Origin of the sequence: Ramlibacter sp. (assembly GCF_041916345.1) — a bacterium.
Taxonomy (GTDB): Bacteria; Pseudomonadota; Gammaproteobacteria; order Burkholderiales; family Burkholderiaceae_C; genus Ramlibacter.
In genome coordinates, this window is record NZ_JAYRZR010000026.1 from 1 (window position 1) to 17,034 (window position 17,034).

General features: G+C 70.7%; 16 protein-coding genes. 10 read left to right on the forward strand and 6 right to left on the reverse strand.

Annotation, left to right across the window (positions count from 1 at the left end):
* Positions 1–875: RHS repeat domain-containing protein (locus tag ACE3T5_RS09160; protein WP_374666741.1), on the forward strand; the 875-nt coding region annotated here is incomplete at its 5' end.
* A gap of 26 nt (positions 876–901) precedes the next feature.
* Positions 902–1,417, forward strand: coding sequence for a HEAT repeat domain-containing protein (locus tag ACE3T5_RS09165; RefSeq protein WP_374666743.1), 516 nt, complete (start codon positions 902–904; stop codon positions 1,415–1,417).
* 108 nt (positions 1,418–1,525) lie between these two features.
* On the opposite strand, the gene ACE3T5_RS09170 is transcribed toward ACE3T5_RS09165, so the two are convergent.
* Both ACE3T5_RS09170 and ACE3T5_RS09175 read right to left on the reverse strand, forming a co-directional pair.
* Entirely contained in the window at positions 1,526–2,335 is an 810-nt protein-coding gene (locus ACE3T5_RS09170) for a crotonase/enoyl-CoA hydratase family protein (RefSeq protein ID WP_374666745.1), read from the reverse strand.
* A 61-nt stretch (positions 2,336–2,396) separates the two neighbouring features.
* Entirely contained in the window at positions 2,397–3,440 is a 1,044-nt protein-coding gene (locus tag ACE3T5_RS09175; RefSeq protein ID WP_374666747.1) for a hypothetical protein, read from the reverse strand.
* 107 nt (positions 3,441–3,547) lie between these two features.
* Between ACE3T5_RS09175 and ACE3T5_RS09180 the strand changes: the two genes are divergently transcribed.
* Together ACE3T5_RS09180 and ACE3T5_RS09185 are read left to right on the forward strand one after the other, a co-directional pair.
* The gene (locus ACE3T5_RS09180) at positions 3,548–5,170 is read left to right on the forward strand and encodes a GMC family oxidoreductase (RefSeq protein WP_374666749.1); all 1,623 of its coding nucleotides are present in this window, start codon (positions 3,548–3,550) and stop codon (positions 5,168–5,170) included.
* Between the two features lie 153 nt (positions 5,171–5,323).
* Positions 5,324–6,055 (forward strand): hemerythrin domain-containing protein, encoded by a 732-nt coding sequence (locus tag ACE3T5_RS09185; RefSeq protein ID WP_374666753.1) that lies wholly within the window; start codon positions 5,324–5,326, stop codon positions 6,053–6,055.
* 12 nt (positions 6,056–6,067) lie between these two features.
* Here the strand turns inward: ACE3T5_RS09185 and ACE3T5_RS09190 are convergent, their stop codons facing one another.
* Positions 6,068–7,972, reverse strand: coding sequence for a GAF domain-containing protein (locus ACE3T5_RS09190; protein WP_374666755.1), 1,905 nt, complete (start codon positions 7,970–7,972; stop codon positions 6,068–6,070).
* Between the two features lie 80 nt (positions 7,973–8,052).
* Here ACE3T5_RS09190 and asd point away from each other — a divergent pair, with 80 nt between their 5' ends.
* Positions 8,053–8,892 carry an archaetidylserine decarboxylase gene (gene asd / locus ACE3T5_RS09195; RefSeq protein WP_374666757.1) on the forward strand — a complete coding sequence of 280 codons (840 nt, stop codon included), beginning with the start codon at positions 8,053–8,055 and terminating at the stop codon, positions 8,890–8,892.
* A gap of 81 nt (positions 8,893–8,973) precedes the next feature.
* Positions 8,974–9,399, forward strand: coding sequence for a hypothetical protein (locus ACE3T5_RS09200; protein ID WP_374666759.1), 426 nt, complete (start codon positions 8,974–8,976; stop codon positions 9,397–9,399).
* A gap of 37 nt (positions 9,400–9,436) precedes the next feature.
* Here the strand turns inward: ACE3T5_RS09200 and ACE3T5_RS09205 are convergent, their stop codons facing one another.
* From ACE3T5_RS09205 to ACE3T5_RS09215, 3 genes are read right to left on the reverse strand one after another with little or no spacing between them, the layout of a single operon-like run.
* The gene (locus ACE3T5_RS09205; protein WP_374666760.1) at positions 9,437–10,930 is read right to left on the reverse strand and encodes an AMP nucleosidase; all 1,494 of its coding nucleotides are present in this window, start codon (positions 10,928–10,930) and stop codon (positions 9,437–9,439) included.
* Positions 10,931–10,971: 41 nt separating this feature from the next.
* Entirely contained in the window at positions 10,972–12,339 is a 1,368-nt protein-coding gene (gene gorA, locus ACE3T5_RS09210) for a glutathione-disulfide reductase (protein WP_374666762.1), read from the reverse strand.
* A 19-nt stretch (positions 12,340–12,358) separates the two neighbouring features.
* Entirely contained in the window at positions 12,359–13,258 is a 900-nt protein-coding gene (locus tag ACE3T5_RS09215) for a LysR family transcriptional regulator (RefSeq protein WP_374666764.1), read from the reverse strand.
* 155 nt (positions 13,259–13,413) lie between these two features.
* Here ACE3T5_RS09215 and ACE3T5_RS09220 point away from each other — a divergent pair, with 155 nt between their 5' ends.
* Genes ACE3T5_RS09220 through ACE3T5_RS09235 form a run of 4 tightly spaced genes read left to right on the forward strand, consistent with a single transcriptional unit; the run spans position 13,414 to position 16,957 of the window.
* Entirely contained in the window at positions 13,414–14,361 is a 948-nt protein-coding gene (locus ACE3T5_RS09220) for a pyridoxamine 5'-phosphate oxidase family protein (RefSeq protein ID WP_374666767.1), read from the forward strand.
* A gap of 39 nt (positions 14,362–14,400) precedes the next feature.
* On the forward strand, positions 14,401–15,204 hold the full coding sequence (locus ACE3T5_RS09225) for an MlaE family ABC transporter permease (protein ID WP_374666769.1): 804 nt from the start codon (positions 14,401–14,403) through the stop codon (positions 15,202–15,204).
* Entirely contained in the window at positions 15,204–16,238 is a 1,035-nt protein-coding gene (locus ACE3T5_RS09230; protein ID WP_374666771.1) for an MlaD family protein, read from the forward strand. The genes ACE3T5_RS09225 and ACE3T5_RS09230 overlap by 1 nt, the downstream gene beginning before the upstream one ends.
* Positions 16,235–16,957 (forward strand): hypothetical protein, encoded by a 723-nt coding sequence (locus ACE3T5_RS09235; RefSeq protein WP_374666773.1) that lies wholly within the window; start codon positions 16,235–16,237, stop codon positions 16,955–16,957. The genes ACE3T5_RS09230 and ACE3T5_RS09235 overlap by 4 nt, the downstream gene beginning before the upstream one ends.
* Positions 16,958–17,034: the final 77 nt, after the last annotated feature.

Sequence of the window (17,034 nt, forward strand, 5' to 3'; positions counted from 1 at the left end):
TCAGCATCCACCCGGACCACCTGGGCACGCCGCGGGTGATGAAGAACGAGCAGAACGAGGTGGTGTGGCAGTGGCCCTACAGCGGCTTCGGCAACAACAAGCCCACGGGCGTGCTGAAGGCCACGCCGAACCCGAATGCGGCAATCACGAACCAGCCGGTGCTGCTGAAGGCGACGAATCCGACCGAGCTGAACCTGCGATTCCCGGGGCAGTATGCGGAGGATGCGGGCGGGGTGGTGTACAACTACTTCCGCAACTATGACCCGCGGGTGGGGAGGTATACGCAGGCGGATCCGATTGGGTTGGCGGGGGGCATCAACCGATACGTATACGCAGAACAAAACTCAGCATCGATCTCTGACCCGTTTGGACTCAACCCGATAGAGGTATTTGGAAAGCCACAAGTGACCCGAACACTGGGCCACGACATCGCAAGTATGACGATCGGCGACGCGGCAACCATCTGCAAAAAGGTGTCGGAGATCCACTACAACAGATCCCTTGCCGCGATTACCGGCGACGTTTCGGCTGGAAAGCTAAGGCCAGATGTGGTGCTTGTGTATCCGAACGGAAAAATGCGCTTGTACGAAGTTCCTTCCTCCTCGCAAACTGTTGAGCAGATGAATTCAAAGATGAGCGCGATGATGAAGTCGCTCAAATCTCTTGGAATTGACTGTACATGTGAGACAGTTACGGTGGATAGTGCAAAGCAAGGCAAATTCACGGTTCGAGCACTTGGCCTGCTCAACATGTTGTCATTGACTGGCGGCATCGCCGATTTATACCGCGCGCAATCCGCCGACCCGAATCTGACCACCATTGAGGGCTTGTATATCTTGAACGGTACACCGCTTCCGAAGCGCGAGCTTGACTAGCCCGCTCACAGAATCCAAATTGCACAATGGAATACGACCGAGCCTACATTGGCGATCATGTTCGGAGATACGTCAAGCCATATCGAGCGGAGCTTGAAGCCCCTCTTCTGAATGCGTTTGACGCGCTGGCCACGTCGAGAAAGTTACCTATGCCGAAGCTTGCAAAGCTCGCGAGTGGCGTTTCTGACGAAAAGGCCTCGGTGTATGAGACATGTGCAGAGTTTCTCGGTGAAGTCGCAGAAGGTGATGCACGCGCTTTGAATCTGATCATCGAGCTGTCTCAATCCAATCGAGCAAGTATCCGACACAACGCTCTGCTGTGCCTAACCGCAAAACATGATCCTAATGTCGTAGGCGTGGTGATAGGACGTGCCATCCGCGACAAGAGCGCTCGAGTTCGTCGCAAGGCAGCAGATTGGACTCAACGGCTCGGGCTGCGGACCATGGAGGGGGATCTTGTTGAGGCTCTGAGCGATGAGAAGGATGCGGGAGCGGCAAATGCCATGAAGGCTGCACTGCTCTCGTTCAAGGGCAGAGAGTGATGGTGATCCGCGGCGTGGTGGCTCGAGTGGTAAGGAGAGAAGAACCTCGCCTCGGCCCCTCAGGCTGCCCCTTGATGGTGCGCGCGTCCTTGCGCCAGCAGCCATTCCCTACCGCCCCTGGAACCGCGCCGCCCTCCGCTCCACGAACGACCGCACGCCTTCCGCCGCGTCCTCGCTGCGCGAGAGGCGCTGTTGCACCTCGATGAAGTCCTGCATCGCGGCCATCGGGCCTTCTTCCACCGCTTTCAGCGCGCTCTGGCGCGTGGCCACCACGGCCAGGGGCGCCTGGTCGGCGATCTGGCGGGCGATGCGCACGGCCTCGTCGCGCTCGGTGCCGGCGGGCACCACCTTCTGCACGAAGTTCAGGCGCAGGGCCTCCGCTGCGCCGAACTCGTCGCCGGTCAGCAGGTGCAGCAGGGCGTTGCCCAGGCCGGCGCGCTCGGCCATGCGCAGCGTGGCACCGCCAGTGGCCATGATGCCGCGCTTGACCTCCAGCTGCGAGAAGCGGCAGTCGTCGGCGGCCACCACGATGTCGGCGGCCAGCATCAGCTCGATGCCCAGCGTGTAGGTGATGCCGCTGACCGCCACCACCATCGGCTTGGTGCGCCGCCGGTAGCCGGGCGTGCCCAGGTCGGTCGGCTCGACGTCGCCGGGCTTCACCAGCTTCTCGCCGCGCTGCATGAAGGGTGCGATGGTGGGCAGGTCCAGCCCGGCGGTGAAGTGGCCGCCATGGCCGAACAGCACGCCCACGCGCAGCGCGGGGTCGTCGTCCAGCAGCGTGTAGGCCTCGCCCAGCTCGCGGAACATGCGCGGCGTGAAGCCGTTGCGCTTGGCCGGGCGGCCGATGCCGATCAGCAGCAGGTCGGCCTGGCGCTCGGTGGTGATGGTGCCTTCGGGGGGGAATGCGGTCGTGTCCATGCCGTCATGCTACGGCGGACAGGTCCGTCCGGGGCGTCGACCCGGCGACAGCGCCGTGCCGCTACAGCAGCGAGTCCGCAGGCTGCGTGCGCACCACCACCACGTCGTCCAGGATCGAATCCAGCAGCATCAGGTCGCGGTAGACACCCAGGCCCAGCAGCGGCGGGCCGGAAGCCTTCAATCGCATCTCGGGCTCGCCCAGCATCCAGCGCAGGATGAACATGCGCGCCTCGCGGTAAGGCCAGTCGCGTGCCAGCTCGGTGGCGAGCTGCTTGTCGTCGACCAGCTCCATGTGCTCGGTGGAGGGCGCGCTCCACTGGGGCGCGTTCTGGCCGAAGCGCTTGCGGAAGGCGTCGCGCGCCATCTCCCATTCCACCTGCCGGTCCTGCAGGCGGTACAGCTCCAGTAGTTCCAGGAACACCCAGGGGCTGGTGTAGCGGAAGTCCACCAGGTGCTGCTGCAGCAGCAGCAGCGCGGCCACGTTGTCGCCGCGCTCACGCCGGCGCTTGAGCTTGCCGCGCAGCTGGTGCAGGTCGATCAGCGTGGCCTCGCGCCGCGAGTTGGTCTCGCCGATAGCGGTGACGTAGATCGCGCGCGCGGCCTCGGCCGGATCGGGCCCGTCGGGCAGCAGCTTGTCGAGGTCGCCGACGCTGGTGATGATGGAGGCGTTGTGCTGGCGGTCCGCCCACATGATGGAGTCCTTCTCCATCTCCATCAGGCGGCGGCGCCGGCGCTCCATCACCCAGCCCACGGAGGCCAGCAACGCGCCCGCACCGACGACCCAGGTGAGCGCGCTGGCGCCCACGCTGATGGGCGGGTCGCCCACGGGCCGCTGCAGGGCGGCGGCAGCCTGGGTCATGGGCGCCGATGGCGGCGCTGGTGCCGGCGGCGGCGTGGGGGCGGGGGCCGCGGCAGCGGGGGGCTCGGTAGGCGCCGCGGCCGGGGCCGGGCCGGCCACGGGCTCCGCCGCCACGGCGGGCGCCGAAGCGGCCGGCGCGGGCGCGGCCGGGGCTCGCTCCGCAGGCAGCTTCTGCAGTTCCCAACTCGAACGCAGGCTCAGGCCCTGCGTCTCCGGCTGACCGGAGCCAGCCACCGGCGTCGTCATCCCGTCATCCTTCCTTCACAGGCCGCCATGTTACCGCCTGGCCTACTTTAGACTTCCTCCCGGACGGCGGGCCGCACCCGCCGCCGCATTCCATTCAGGAGACGACGATGGCAGACCTTCCGACCGCCGAGGCGGACTACGTGATCGTGGGCGCCGGTTCAGCGGGCTGTGTGCTCGCGGCGCGGCTGAGCGAGGACGCCGCCACGCGCGTCGTGCTGCTGGAAGCCGGCCCGCCGGACACCAGCGTGCTGATCCATTGCCCGGCCGGCCTCGCGCTGCTGGCCAAGAACGGTCAGGCCAACTGGGCCTTCCAGACGGTGCCCCAGTCCGGGCTGGGCGGACGCCGGGGCTACCAGCCGCGTGGCAAGGTGCTGGGCGGGTCCAGCTCGGTCAACGCGATGATCTACGCACGCGGCCACCAGGCCGACTACGACCACTGGGCCGAGCAGGGCAACCCCGGCTGGGCCTGGGCTGACGTGCTGCCCTACTTCAAGCGCGCCGAGCACAACGAGCGCGGCGCCGACGACTGGCACGGCACCGGCGGCCCGCTGAACGTGATGGACCTGCGCAGCCCGAACCGCTTCACCCCGGTCTTCGTGGAGGCGGGTCGCCAGGCCGGCTACCCGGTCAACCCCGATTTCAACGGCGCCGAGCAGGAGGGGGTGGGCGCCTACCAGGTCACGCATCGCAACGGCGAGCGCTTCAGTGCCGCCAAGGCCTACCTCGCCCCGGCGCGCCAGCGGCCCAACCTGCGAGTGATCACCGGCGCGCACGCCACCCGGGTGCTGATGGAAGGCCGCCGCGCCACCGGCATCGAGTACCGCGATGCAAGCGGCACCCACCAGCTGCGCGCCACGCGTGAGGTGCTGCTCGCCGCCGGCGCGCTGCAGTCGCCCCAGCTGCTGATGCTCTCCGGCATCGGCCCCGGAGCGCATCTGCAGTCGCACGGCGTGCCGGTCGTGCACGACCTGCCCGGCGTGGGCGAGCATCTGCACGACCATGTGGACGTGGTGCAGGTGGTCGACGCGCCGCAACTCACCGACCTGTTCGGCCTCTCCGGCCGCGGCCTGCTGAACGCCTGGCGCGGCGTGCTCGAGTGGCGTCGCCAGCGCAGCGGCATGCTCACCACCAACTTCGCCGAGGCCGGCGGCTTCATCCGCAGCGACCCGGCCGAGCCGATCCCCGATCTGCAGCTGCACTTCGTCATCGGCAAGCTGGTGGACCACGGCCGCAAGACGGTCTTCGGCCACGGCTACTCGTGCCACGTGTGCCTGCTGCGGCCGGCCAGCCGCGGCAGCGTGCGCCTGCAATCGACCGATGCGCTGCAGGCACCGGCGATCGACCCTGCCTTCCTGGCCGAGGCCGATGACCTGCGGCGCATGGTGCGCGGCTTCCGATTGATGCGGGCCATCCTGCAGCAGCCGGCGCTGGCGCAGTACGGCGGGCGCGAGCTGGCCGCCTCGGCGCAGGCGCAGTCCGACCAGCAGATCGAGGCCTTCATCCGCTCGCACGCGGACACGATCTACCACCCGGTGGGCAGCTGCCGCATGGGCCCGGGACCGAAGGACGTGGTCGATGCCGAGTTGCGCGTGCACGGCGTGCAGGGCCTGCGCGTGGTCGACGCTTCCGTCATGCCGCGCATCGTGGGCGGCAACACCAACGCGCCGGTGATCATGATCGCGGAGAAGGCCTCGGACCTGATCCGCGCCGCCGCGCGCCAGGGGGCGTGACGAATGCACGTGACCCACTTCACGCTGGGCGCTGCTTAAGGTCCGCGTAGGGTCTGCTTAAGCTTTTCTTCAGAACGCGGCGGCGCGCGCGTTCCTACAGTTCTTCCCACGGCATCGCGCCGTCGTCCAACCCCTCACACACGGAAGAACATCATGCAAATCAGCACCCTGGAACTGCAGCAGGTCGCCGCCGCCGGCCCGCGCTTCGACATGTACGCCGGCATCCACAAGGCCATGCGCGCCGTCATGGCCGACACCCTGCTGGCGGTCGGCCGCATGGACAGCGACGACGCGCTGGAACTCACCCAGGTGAGCCAGCGCGTGCTGGAGCTGCTGGAGGCCTGCCGCAGCCACCTGCAGCACGAGAACGACTTCCTGCACACCGCCATCGAGGCGCGCGCACCCGGCACCACCACCCGCGTCGCCGGTGACCACGCCGGGCACGAGGCCGCCATCGAGCAGCTCGCCCGCCAGGTGGTGCGCCTGCGCGCCGCGCTCCCGGCCGACCGCGCGCACGAGACGCAGCGCCTGTACCACGCGCTGGCGCTCTTCATGGCCGAGAACCTGGAGCACATGCACTACGAGGAGACGGTGCACAACGCCGCGCTCTGGGCGCACTACGGCGACGAGGAACTGCTCGCCATCCACGACGCGCTGGTCGGTTCCATCCCGCCGCAGGAGATGATGGCCATCGCCCGCTGGCTGGTGCCGTTCATGAACCCGCAGGAGCGCGCGATGATGCTGCAGGACATGCGCGGCAAGGCGCCGGCGCCCGCCTTCCAGGCCATCCTCGACACGGTGCAGCCGCACCTGGACCAGCGCGAGTGGGCCAAGCTCGCCGCGGCGCTGGCGCTGCCCGTCGTGCCGGGCCTGGCCACGGCCTGAGCGACGGCTGCCTCAGGTGGCCTGCAGCACCACCGGCCGCGCCAGCACCAGGCGGAAGCGCCCGCGCCCGGTGCGCTCGATGGCGATGCCCGCGCCGTGCTCGTCCAGCCGGCGCTGCAGCAGCAGCAGGCGCGCCTCGAGGTTGTCGCTCACGTCGGGCAGCTTCAGCGCCGCGTCCAGCCGCAGCTCGCGGTTGCTGAACTCGGTGCGGCCGCTCGCCTCGTGGTCACGCAGCAGCTTCCACAGGATGGCGCCGGCGACACCCTTGATGAGATAGGTGTCGCCGATGAAGATGCTGTCGTTGGCCGCGTAGTGCCGCACCTGCAGCGCCGCGCCTTCGGCCGCTGCCGGCTGGCCGGGCGCGGCCAGGGCCTCCGCTTCGGCCGCCTCGTGGGCGGCCTGGGTCAGGTCGATCACCGCGCCCAGGTGGCCCGCGATCGCCACCAGTGCGTCCTCGTCCTCGAACGAGAAGCGCAGGTCCTCGTCGCTCTCCACGAACAGCACGCCCAGCACGCGCCCCGCCGCCAGCAGCGGCACGGCCAGCTGGCTGTGCGGCTCCGCCAGGCCCGGGTAGGGGATCTCGGTCACCGGCTCGATGTCGGGGATCTGCGCCTCGAAGCTGGTGCGGATCGCCTGGCTGTACAGCGCGGCGTTGGTCACGTGGCCGATGCGAACCGGCGTGGCCTCGCGCGCGGCCACGCCGATCACGCCCTGACCCACCCGCAGCTCCGAGCCGACGCCCGAGCGCGGATAGCCGCAGCTGGCCACCGTGTACAGGCGGCCGCCAGCGGCGTCGAGCATCAGCACCATCGCATGGCGGATGTGCAGCGCCTCCTGCAGCACGGCCAGCGTGGCGCCCAGCGCCTCCTCCAGGCTGGTGCAGCGTGCCAGGCGCTCGGCGGCGCCGCGCACCGCCCCCAGCAGCCCGGTGCGTGGCGGCGGCGCCGGCAGCAGCTCACTGGGCACGGCCTCCACCGCCTCCACCGCGTAGACATCGGCGCCGAGCAGGCGGAACACGCCCTCCATGCCGCTGTGCGAGGCAATGCCCGCCAGCTGCGCGCGCATGCTCTCGAACAGCGGACCCTGCGTCTCGGTGCGCAGGTAGCGCAGGTGCAGGCGCAGGAAGCGTCCGCTCAGCGGATCCACCATCAGCGTGGTCGCCACCGGATGGGCCAGGATGTTGCGCCGGGTCTTGTTGAAGAACTGGAACGACAGCGCCACGTGGCGCTCGTCCACGTAGGACACCTGCGAGATGTAGGCCACGTTGGGCACGCCGTCGGCGCCGCAGGTGGCCATGACCGCCGGGATGGCGCCTTCGAAGCAGGCCCGGATGGCGCCGAGCGGCGGGTCCAGCGGTTGATCGGCCCGCACCGGCCCCGCCCCGGCGGGCGGCGCCAGGGTGTTCGCCGGCGGCTCGGGCGGTGGCGGCACCGGGCCCGCGGCGAGCGGCGCGCCCGCGCGCGGGCCGGGTGTCTGGTCGAAGGCTTCCTCGGGCGTGAAGCTCACCGCCACCAGGTCCGCGAGCTGGTGCGACAGCATGGCGCGCGCGATCGCGCTGGTCAGGCCGACCGCCTGGATCTCGACTTCCATCGACGCCAGGTAAGTCGCGAGCGCCGGTTCGTCATCGGCCGTGGCCGGGCGCAGCTGCACGGTGCGGGCCTTGAGCTGCAGGGTGCGGTGGGTCGAAGGCTGGCTGAAGACCACGGCCACATGGCCGGTGGCCTCGAGGTCGGCGATCAGCCGGGCCGACTGCCGACGCGCCAGGAAGACGGTGATGGCCGCGCCGCCCTCGCGGACCACGCTGCCCACGGCGCGCATGACGCTGGGCCGCCCGTTGGCGTCGCGCGAGCCGACGATCACCGACACCCCCCTGGCCATGGCGGCCAGCAGGTCGTCGGGCAGCGGCAGGGTGGACATGGTGCTGATTGTGGCAAAGCCGGGCCGCGGCTTCGCCCCGCTTAGAATCGGTCGCCCCCGCGACCCTTCGAGCGATTGCCTTGACGCAGCCCCTGGCCATCACCCTGCAGCACCTGCTGCCCAAGACACTGCTCACGCAGGCCATGGGGCAGCTGGCCGGCCTGGAGGGCGGCGCCTTCACGCAGGCCGTCATTCGCCGCTTCATCGCCCGCTACGGCGTGAACATGGCCGAGGCGGCCGATCCGCGGCCGGAAGCCTATGCGAGCTTCAACGCCTTCTTCACGCGTGCGCTGCGCGCCGACGCGCGGCCGCTGGCCGACGCGCCCTTCATCTGCCCGGTGGACGGCGCCATCAGCCAGTTCGGCCCCATCACCGGCGACCAGGTCTTCCAGGCCAAGGGGCATGCCTATTCCACGCGCGCCCTGGTGGGCGGCGACGAGGCGCTGGCCGCGCGCTTCCAGGACGGCCAGTTCGCCACCCTGTACCTGTCGCCGCGCGACTACCACCGCATCCACATGCCCTGCGCGGGCCGCCTGCGCCGCATGATCCACGTGCCGGGCGAGCTGTACTCGGTGAATCCGCTCACCGCGCAGCACGTGCCGGGCCTGTTCGCGCGCAACGAGCGCGTGGTGTGCGAGTTCGACTGCGAGCACGGCCCCATGGTGCTGGTGCTGGTGGGCGCCACCATCGTCGGCAGCATGGCCACCACCTGGCACGGTGTGGTGAACCCGCCGCGCCGCCGCGCGCCGTGCGAGTGGCGCTATGACGATCGGCCGCTCACGCTGGCGCGTGGCGCCGAGATGGGTCGCTTCCTGCTCGGCTCCACCGTGGTGCTGCTGTTCCCGGCCGGCACCCTGCGCTTCACGCCCGGCTGGGCCCCGGCCCGGCCGGTGCGCATGGGCGAGGCCATGGGGACCTGATCCCGCCTTGCAGCGGACCTTTTTCTCTTCCGCACTGCCGCAATCCCCGGTATAACGCGGGGTTTAGCACCGAGACTCGCCATGGACTATCGCTGCCCGCGCTGCCGCAACTCGCTGAGCGTGCCCAAGCTGTTCTTCAGCGACATCTCCGCCTGCAAGTCGTGCCAGCAGAAGCTCGTGCTGGGCGACTTCGTCGGTTTCTTCATGGCGTCCATCACCATGATGGTCTCCACCCTCACTGCGCTCTACCTGCTGAACCAGAAGCTGGGGGAGTATTTCGTGGCGGCCGGCTATGCCGTGGCCATCGGCATGGTGTCGGGCCTGATCGTGCTGGTGCTGCTGGGCCGCGCCACGCCCTACCGGCCCATGCGCAAGCGCAAGGCGACCGCCGGCGGCCCGCAGACCGGCTCCGCCCCGCTGTCCGGCAGTGCGCCGCTCTCGGGCAGCGCGCCCCTGTCGGGCAATGCGCCGCTGCAGGCCGGGCAGCCGTCCAAGCCATCCTCCTGAGCGCCACCTGGGCGGGCCGGACGGCCCGGCCGCCCGCTTACTGAAACGCCACCTCGTCGAAGCTGCGCAGCTTGCGGCTGTGCAGCCGGTCCACGCCCTGCGCCTGCAGCAGCTCGATGGCGCGGATGCCGATGCGCAGGTGCTGGTCCACGCGGTCGCGGTAGAACTGGTTGGCCATGCCGGGGAGCTTGATCTCGCCGTGCAGCGGCTTGTCGCTCACGCACAGCAGGGTGCCGTAGGGCACGCGGAAGCGGAAGCCGTTGGCGGCGATGGTGGCGCTTTCCATGTCGAGCGCCACCGCGCGGCTCTGCGAGAAGCGGCGCTGCGGCTCGTTGCGCGGCAGCAGCTCCCAGTTGCGGTTGTCGGTGCTCGCCACGGTGCCGGTGCGCATCACGCGCTTGAGGTCGGCGCCCTGGAAGCCGGTGACTTCGGCCACCGCCTGCTCCAGCGCGAGCTGCACTTCCGCCAGCGCGGGGATGGGCACCCACAGCGGCAGCTCCTCGTCCAGCACGTGGTCTTCGCGCACATACGCATGGGCCAGCACGTAGTCGCCCAGCTGCTGGCTGTTGCGCAGTCCGGCGCAGTGGCCGAGCATCAGCCACACATGCGGGCGCAGCACGGCGATGTGGTCGGTGATGGTCTTCGCGTTCGACGGCCCCACGCCGATGTTCACCATGGTGATGCCGGCATGCCCCGGCCGCACCAGGTGGTAGGCGGGCATCTGCGGCAGCCGAGGCGGAGGCGCGCCCAATGCGTCGGCTGGCTCGGCGGCCAGCCCCACGCGGCGCGTCACCACGTTGCCCGGCTCGACGAACGCGGTGTACTCGCTGTCGGGCCGCGCCATCTCGGCCAGGCCCAGGCGCACGAACTCGTCGATGTAGAACTGGTAGTTGGTGAACAGCACGTGGTTCTGCGTCCAGTCCGGCGCGCTGCCGGTGTAGTGGCGCAGGCGGTGCAGGGAGTAGTCCACCCGCGACGCGGTGAACAGCGCCAGCGGCTGCGGCGCGCCGGGCGGCGGGTCCCAGGTGCCGTTGGCGATGCCGTCGTCCATGGCGTTCAGGTCCGGCAGGTCGAACAGGTCGCGCATCAGCGCGCGCCGCTCGAGCGGCAGCGAGCCCTCCAGGTGGTCGTGTTCGGCGAAGGTGAAGTGCACCGGGATCGGCTCGTTGCTGGTGCCCACCTCCAGCGCGATACCGTGGTTGCGCGTGAGCAGGCGGAACTGCTCCAGGTAGTAGCGGGCGTACAGATCGGGCCGGGTGAGCGTGGTCTGGTACAGGCCCGCGCTGGAGACGAAGCCGAAGGCGAGGCCCGAGCTTTCCAGGGCCGCCTGGCGTGCCACGCTGTCGGTCTGGATGCGCACGAAGGGGTAGCAGCCGCGCACGCGGTCATGCAGGCGCTCACCGGCCACGAAGCGCTGCATCGCCTCGCGCAGGTGGTTCACCTGCTGGCTGTAGATCGCCTGCACCTGGGCCAGCGCGGACTCGGGTTCGGTGTGGAAGGTGGGCGCGATGTAGGGGGGCTGGAGCGGCATGGCCGTATTGTGCGGGGAGCGCGTGACACCGCGCGCCGCGCTCACCCGGCGACCGGCTCGCGCATGGTCACGAACTCCTCGGCCGCCGTGGGATGGATGCCGATGGTGGCGTCGAACTGTGCCTTGGTCGCGCCGGCCTTCATGGCCACGGCGAAGCCCTGCACGATCTCGCCCGCTTCGGCACCCACCATGTGCAGGCCCACCACGCGGTCGCTGGCGGCGTCCACCACCAGCTTCATCAGCGTGCGCTCCGCGCCGTTGGCCAGGGTCTGTCGCAGGGGCCGGAACTCGGTGCGGAAGACGCGCACCGGGCCGAAGCGCGCACGCGCCTGCGCTTCGGTCAGGCCCACGGTGCCGATGGCGGGATGCGTGAACACGGCGGTGGGCACCAGCTCGTAGTCCATGCTTCGCTGACCGGCGCCGAACAGCTGGTCCACCACCACCATCGCCTCGGCCAGCGCCACCGGCGTGAGCTGCAGGCGGGCCGTCACATCCCCCAGCGCCAGGATCGAGGGCACGCTGCTGTGGTAGTGCGCATCCACCTCCACCGCGCCATCCGCGCGCAGCCGCACGCCGGCCTCGGTCAGGCCCAGGCCGGCACTGTTCGGCACGCGGCCGGTGGCCATCAGCACCGCGTCGGCGCCCCGCACGGTGCCATCGGACAGGGCGACCGCCAGGCCGTCGGGCGAGCGGGTCACTGCCTGGGGCGACGCGCCCAGGACCACGTCCACGCCGTGCGCGCGCAGCTGCGCGGCCAGGAAATGCCGCACGTCCTCATCGAAGCCGCGCAGCAGCGCCTCGCCGCGATGCACCAGCGTCACCTGTGCGCCCAGGCCCTGGAAGATGGACGCGAACTCGCAGGCGATGTAGCCGCCGCCCACCACCAGCAGGCGGCGCGGGAACGGATCCAGGTCGAAGAGGTCATCGCTGCTCAGCACGTGCTCGCGCCCGGGAATGTCGGGCAGGGCCGGCCGCCCGCCCGTGGCAACGAGCACATGGCGGGCGGTCACGGTGCGCGAGCCGCCGGCCATGTCGATGGTGACGGCGTTCGGGCCGGCCACATGGGCGCGGCCATGCAGCAGCTCCACGCCCGCGGTGCGCAGCAGGTGGTCGTACACGCCGTTTAGCCGGCGGATCTCGTGCGCGCGGTTGTGCTTCAGGCGCGCCCAGTCCAGCGTGGCGCCCGCCACGTCCCAGCCGAAGCCCTTGGCGTCCGCGAAGTCGTGGTGGAAGTGCGCCGCGATGCTGTACAGCTTCTTGGGAATGCAGCCCACGTTGACGCAGGTGCCGCCCAGCGCACCGGATTCGGCCAGCACCACGCGGGCGCCGCGCTGCGCCGCCATGCGTGCGGCGCGCACGCCGCCGCTGCCGCCGCCGATGACGAAGAGGTCGCAGTCGAAGGAGTCCATGTCTCGGGTTCCAGGTGGGTCAGGCCGGTTGGGCGCGGAAGCGCGTGATGTCCTGCCGGATGAAGTCGATGAAAGCCCGCGTGCGCGCCGGCAGCAGCCGGGCGCTCGGGGCGACGATCTGGATGGGTCGCGCGGGCTGTTCGAATCTTTCCAGCACCACGCGCAGGCGGCCGTCCGCCACCATCGGCTCCACCTGGTAGGAGAAGAACATGCCCAGGCCCGCGCCCTCGGCGCAGGCCTGCACCGCCGGCCAGACATGGTTGAAGGCCAGGCTGCCGCTCACCGGCACCTGGAAGGCGCGGCCGCCCTCCTGGAAGTCGCCCCAGCCGGTTCGGTGGCCCAGCACGCGGATGCAGTCGAAGCCGCGCAGGTCCCGCGGGTGAGCGGGCACGCCGTGGCGCCGCAGGAAGCCGGGCGCGCCCACCACCACGCGCCGCACTTCGCCCAGCGGCCAGGCCACCAGCGATGAGTCCTCCAGCCGGCCGATGCGCACGCCTGCGTCCAGGCCTTCCTCCAGCAGGTTGGTGATGCGGTCCAGCAGGACCAGCGTGCACTGCAGGCCGGCATGCCGCTGCACGAAGCGCGTGACCGCAGGCGCCACGTACATCTGGCCGAACAGCACCGGCGCCGTGATGCGCAAGTGCCCCGCGGGCGCGGCGGCCTGCTTGCCCAGCGCGGCCTCCGCCTCGTCGAGCGCGGCCAGCACCTCGCGCACTCGCTCCAGGTGGCGGGTGCCCTCGTCGGTGAGCGCCACGCGGCGCGTGGTGCGATGGAAGAGGCGCACGCCCAGATGGGCTTCATAGGCGGCCAGCGTGCGCACGACCGCCGGCAGCGAACTCTCCAGCGCGCGGGCGGCCGCGGTGAGGCTGCCCGCCCCGGCGATGGCCACGAACACTTGCATGGCGCGCAGGCGGTCCATGGCGCGGATATTACTGCGATCCGTGGAGTGGTGCGATCCGTTTCAGGCCCTTTATTCCGGAGGAAGGATCAAACAAGATGCGACCCCACGGCCCGCCCACCGGGGCGCGCCCGCCCATCCACACCGCCGCGCCGCGCGGCCCTTCAGGAGCCCTCATGTCCGCCACCGCTACCCCCATCCGCCTCGCGTCGTCCTCGCAAGCCGGCTGGCATGAAGGTGAACGCCTGCTGCAGACCCGGGCCGGCACGGCCGGGCGTCTGGCCGAGGTGGGCCCGCTCATCCTGCGCGACCACTTGCCGCAGCAGCATCGCGACTTCTATCCGTTGCTGCCGGCGCTGCTGGTCGGCAGCGTGGACGCGCAGGGCCAGCCCTGGGCCTCGGTCGTCGCCGGTCCGCCCGGCTTCGTGCAGGCGCCGACCGACCGCATGCTCACCGTCGGCGCCCTGCCGTTGCCGCACGACCCGCTGCAGGCGGCGCTGGTGCCCGGCGCGCCCCTCGGGCTGCTCGGCATCCAGCCGCACACCGCCCGGCGCAACCGCGCCAACGGGCAGGTGGCGTGGCGCGATGGGCAGGGCTTCGGCGTGGCGCTGGGGCAGACCTTCGGCAACTGCCCGAAGTACATCACGCGCCGCGAGTGGCTGCATCAACCGCTGGCTTCAACTGACGCGGTGCGGGTGAACCGGGCGGACACGCTCGACGAGGCGATGCGCGCGCTGGTCGAGCGCGCCGACACCTGCTTCATCGCCACCGCGCACCCGGCTGCCGGGCAGTCGACGGATCCCGCCCATGGCGTGGATCTCTCCCATCGGGGCGGGCCGCCCGGCTTCCTGCGCATCGAAGCGGGGCGCACGCTGGTGATGGACGACTACCCGGGCAACGGCTTCTTCAACACCTTCGGCAACCTGGCACTCCATCCGCGCTGCGGGTTGTTGCTGATCGACTTCTCGCGGGGCGAGCAGCTGCAGATCGCGGGGGTCGCTCAGCTGGTGTGGCCCGCTGCGGGCGCCGGCGCGCGCCGGCTGGTGGTGCAGGTGACACAGGCGCTGCATGTGAGCGGCGCCCTGCCGCTGCGCGCAAGCGAGCCGGCCGTTGCAACAGCCTGACACAGCGCGCCCGCGCGGCGTGCCGTTACCATGGGCGCCATGTCGCATGTCGTCGCGCTGTCCCGCACCGTCGCCCGCGCCGGGCTGGCGCCGCTGCGCTGGCTGGCGGCCTGGGCGCGCATCCTGCTGTTCGGCGCGGCCATGCTGGTGCGTGCGCTCTCGCCCGCCAGCTACAGCCCGCGCGCGCGGCTGAACCTGGCGCGCCACGTGGTGCTGGATACCGCGCCCATCCTTGGCTGGTTCACGGTGCTGGTGGCGCTGTTCACGCTGATCCTCACCCGCATCGTGGTGGTCACGGCGCAGAGCTACGGCCTGTCGCAGTACGCGCTGGAGATGGTGATCCGCGTGCTGGTGATCGAGCTGATCCCGCTCACCGCGGCGCTGTTCGTGGCCTTGCGCTGCACGATCCCGGGGGCGGCGGCGGTGGTGGAGATGCGACGCGGCGGGCACTTCCGCGCGCTGCGCGCGGCGGGCGAAGACCCGGCCGCGGTCGAATTGCTGCCGCGCATGCTGGCCGGCATCTTCGCGTGCATCACGCTCGCCTCGCTGAGCTGCGTGGTGGCGGGTGTGCTGGCCTACTTCGCCGTCTATGGCTTCAGCAGCGCCGGGCTGGAGGCCTTCACGCACATGTTCGGCCGCGTGTTCAGCCCGGCCTTCACGCTCATCTTCGTGCTCAAGACGCTGCTGTCCGCGCTGGCCGTGTCGGTGATCCCCATGGCATCGGGCCTGCACGACCTGGATGGTGACGGCACGCGCGAGAGCGCGGCGCTGCAGGGTCTGGTGCGCATGTTCGGCGTGCTGCTGGTGCTGGAGGCGGTGTCGCTGGTGGGGAACTACATCTGATGGCCGCGCCCGACCTGCCGCCCGATCCCCCCGGCCCGCTGGACAGCGTGGCCGGCCCCTCCGAGCCGGCCGCGCGCCTGGGCGCCGTGCAGCACCTGCAGATCAAGGCGGCGCTGCTGCTGGCCCTGACCGTGGCGCTTGTGGTGGGCTCCGCGCTCTACCTGCTGTATGCGCGTGGCTACTTCGAGCCCAAGCAGACCCTGGTGCTGGTGACCGACAACGCCGAGGGCGTCTCCGCCGGGCAGGACCTGAGCTTCTCCGGCTTTCCCATCGGCACCGTGCGCAACGTGTCGCTGGGCGACAAGGGCAACGTGCGCATCACCATCGACGTGAACCGCAAGGACGCCCGCTGGCTGCGCACCTCCAGCATTTTCACGCTGGTGCGCGGTCTGGTGGGCGGCGCGCAGCTGCGCGCCTACAGCGGCGTGCTCACCGATCCGCCGCTGCCCGATGGCGCCGAGCGGCCCGTGCTGCGCGGCGACGCCAACGAGGAACTGCAGCGCGTGATCGGCACCGCGCGCGACCTCATGGACAACCTGCACCAGATCACCGCCGCGGGCTCCGACCTGCAACGCACGCTGGCGCACCTGCAGGCCTTCGCGCACAAGCTGCAGGGGCCCAAGGGCGCCCTGCACGCCGTGTTCGGCAACGAGGAGGACGCGCGCAAGCTGGTGCAGACCATCGAGCGTGCGAACGCGGCACTGGCGCGGGTGGACGGCCTGGTGGGCAGCGCCGATCGCCTGGTGCAGCGGGCCGACGCCCAGGTCTTTGGCCCCGAGGGCCTGAGCAACGAGGCGCGCGCCACGGTGCGCCAGTTCCAGGGTCTGCTGGGCGATGCGCGCGGCAACCTGCAGCGGGTGGATGAACTGCTGAAGGAGGCCCAGGGCGTGGCCGCCAACGTGCGCACCGGCACCGCCGATCTGGATGCCCTGCGCGCCGACGTGGAGGCCAGCCTGCGCAAGGTGCAGGGCCTGCTGGACGACATCAACCGCCGCTGGCCGTTCGCCACGCAGCGCGAGGTGCAGTTGCCATGAAGCCTGCATCCTCCAGATCCGTCATCCCCGCGCAGGCGGGGATCCAGCGCACGGCGAGCCGGGCAACCTTCGTCGTGGTGCTCGCGCTGGCGCTCGCCGCGTGCGGCAACGCCCCGCGCACGCCCGACTGGGTGGTGAGCGCCGACGGCGCGCAGGAGCGCTACATGCGCGCCCACCTGTCGGGCCAGGCACGGGTGGCGCAGTCCGAGTTCACCCGGCTGCGCGCCGACGTCTCTTCCACGGCCGACCCGCTGCCGGTGGCGCGTGCGGAGCTCACGCGTTGCGCGATGCAGGTCGCCACGCTGGATTTCCAGTCTTGCAACGGGTTCGACGCGCTGCGGGCCGATGTGCCGCTGGCCGAGCGCGCGTATGCCGACTTCCTGGCGGGTGCGCGCCTCGATGCGGCCGCGGCGGCCCTGCTGCCCGTGGCCTATCGCCCGCTCGCCGCCCTGGCGCCGGGTGCGCCCGTTGGCCCGATCGTCCAGGCCATCGCGGACCCGATGTCGCGCCTGATCGCGGCCGGTGCCATGCTGCGCGCGGGCCGTGCGGACCCGGCCACGCTGCAGGTCGCGGCCGACACGGCATCGGCCCAGGGCTGGCGGCGCGCCGTGCTCGCCTGGCTGGGCGCGCAGGCGCAGCGTGCCGAGCAGGCCGGCGCCACGGAGGAGGCCCTGCGCCTCCGCCGTCGCATGAACCTCGCGACGGGCGCGCCCGGCTGAGCGCCCGTTCAACCCGTCATGCCCGCGCAGGCGGGAATCCAGGAGATCCCTGCAAGCCGACACCTCCTGGGTCCCCG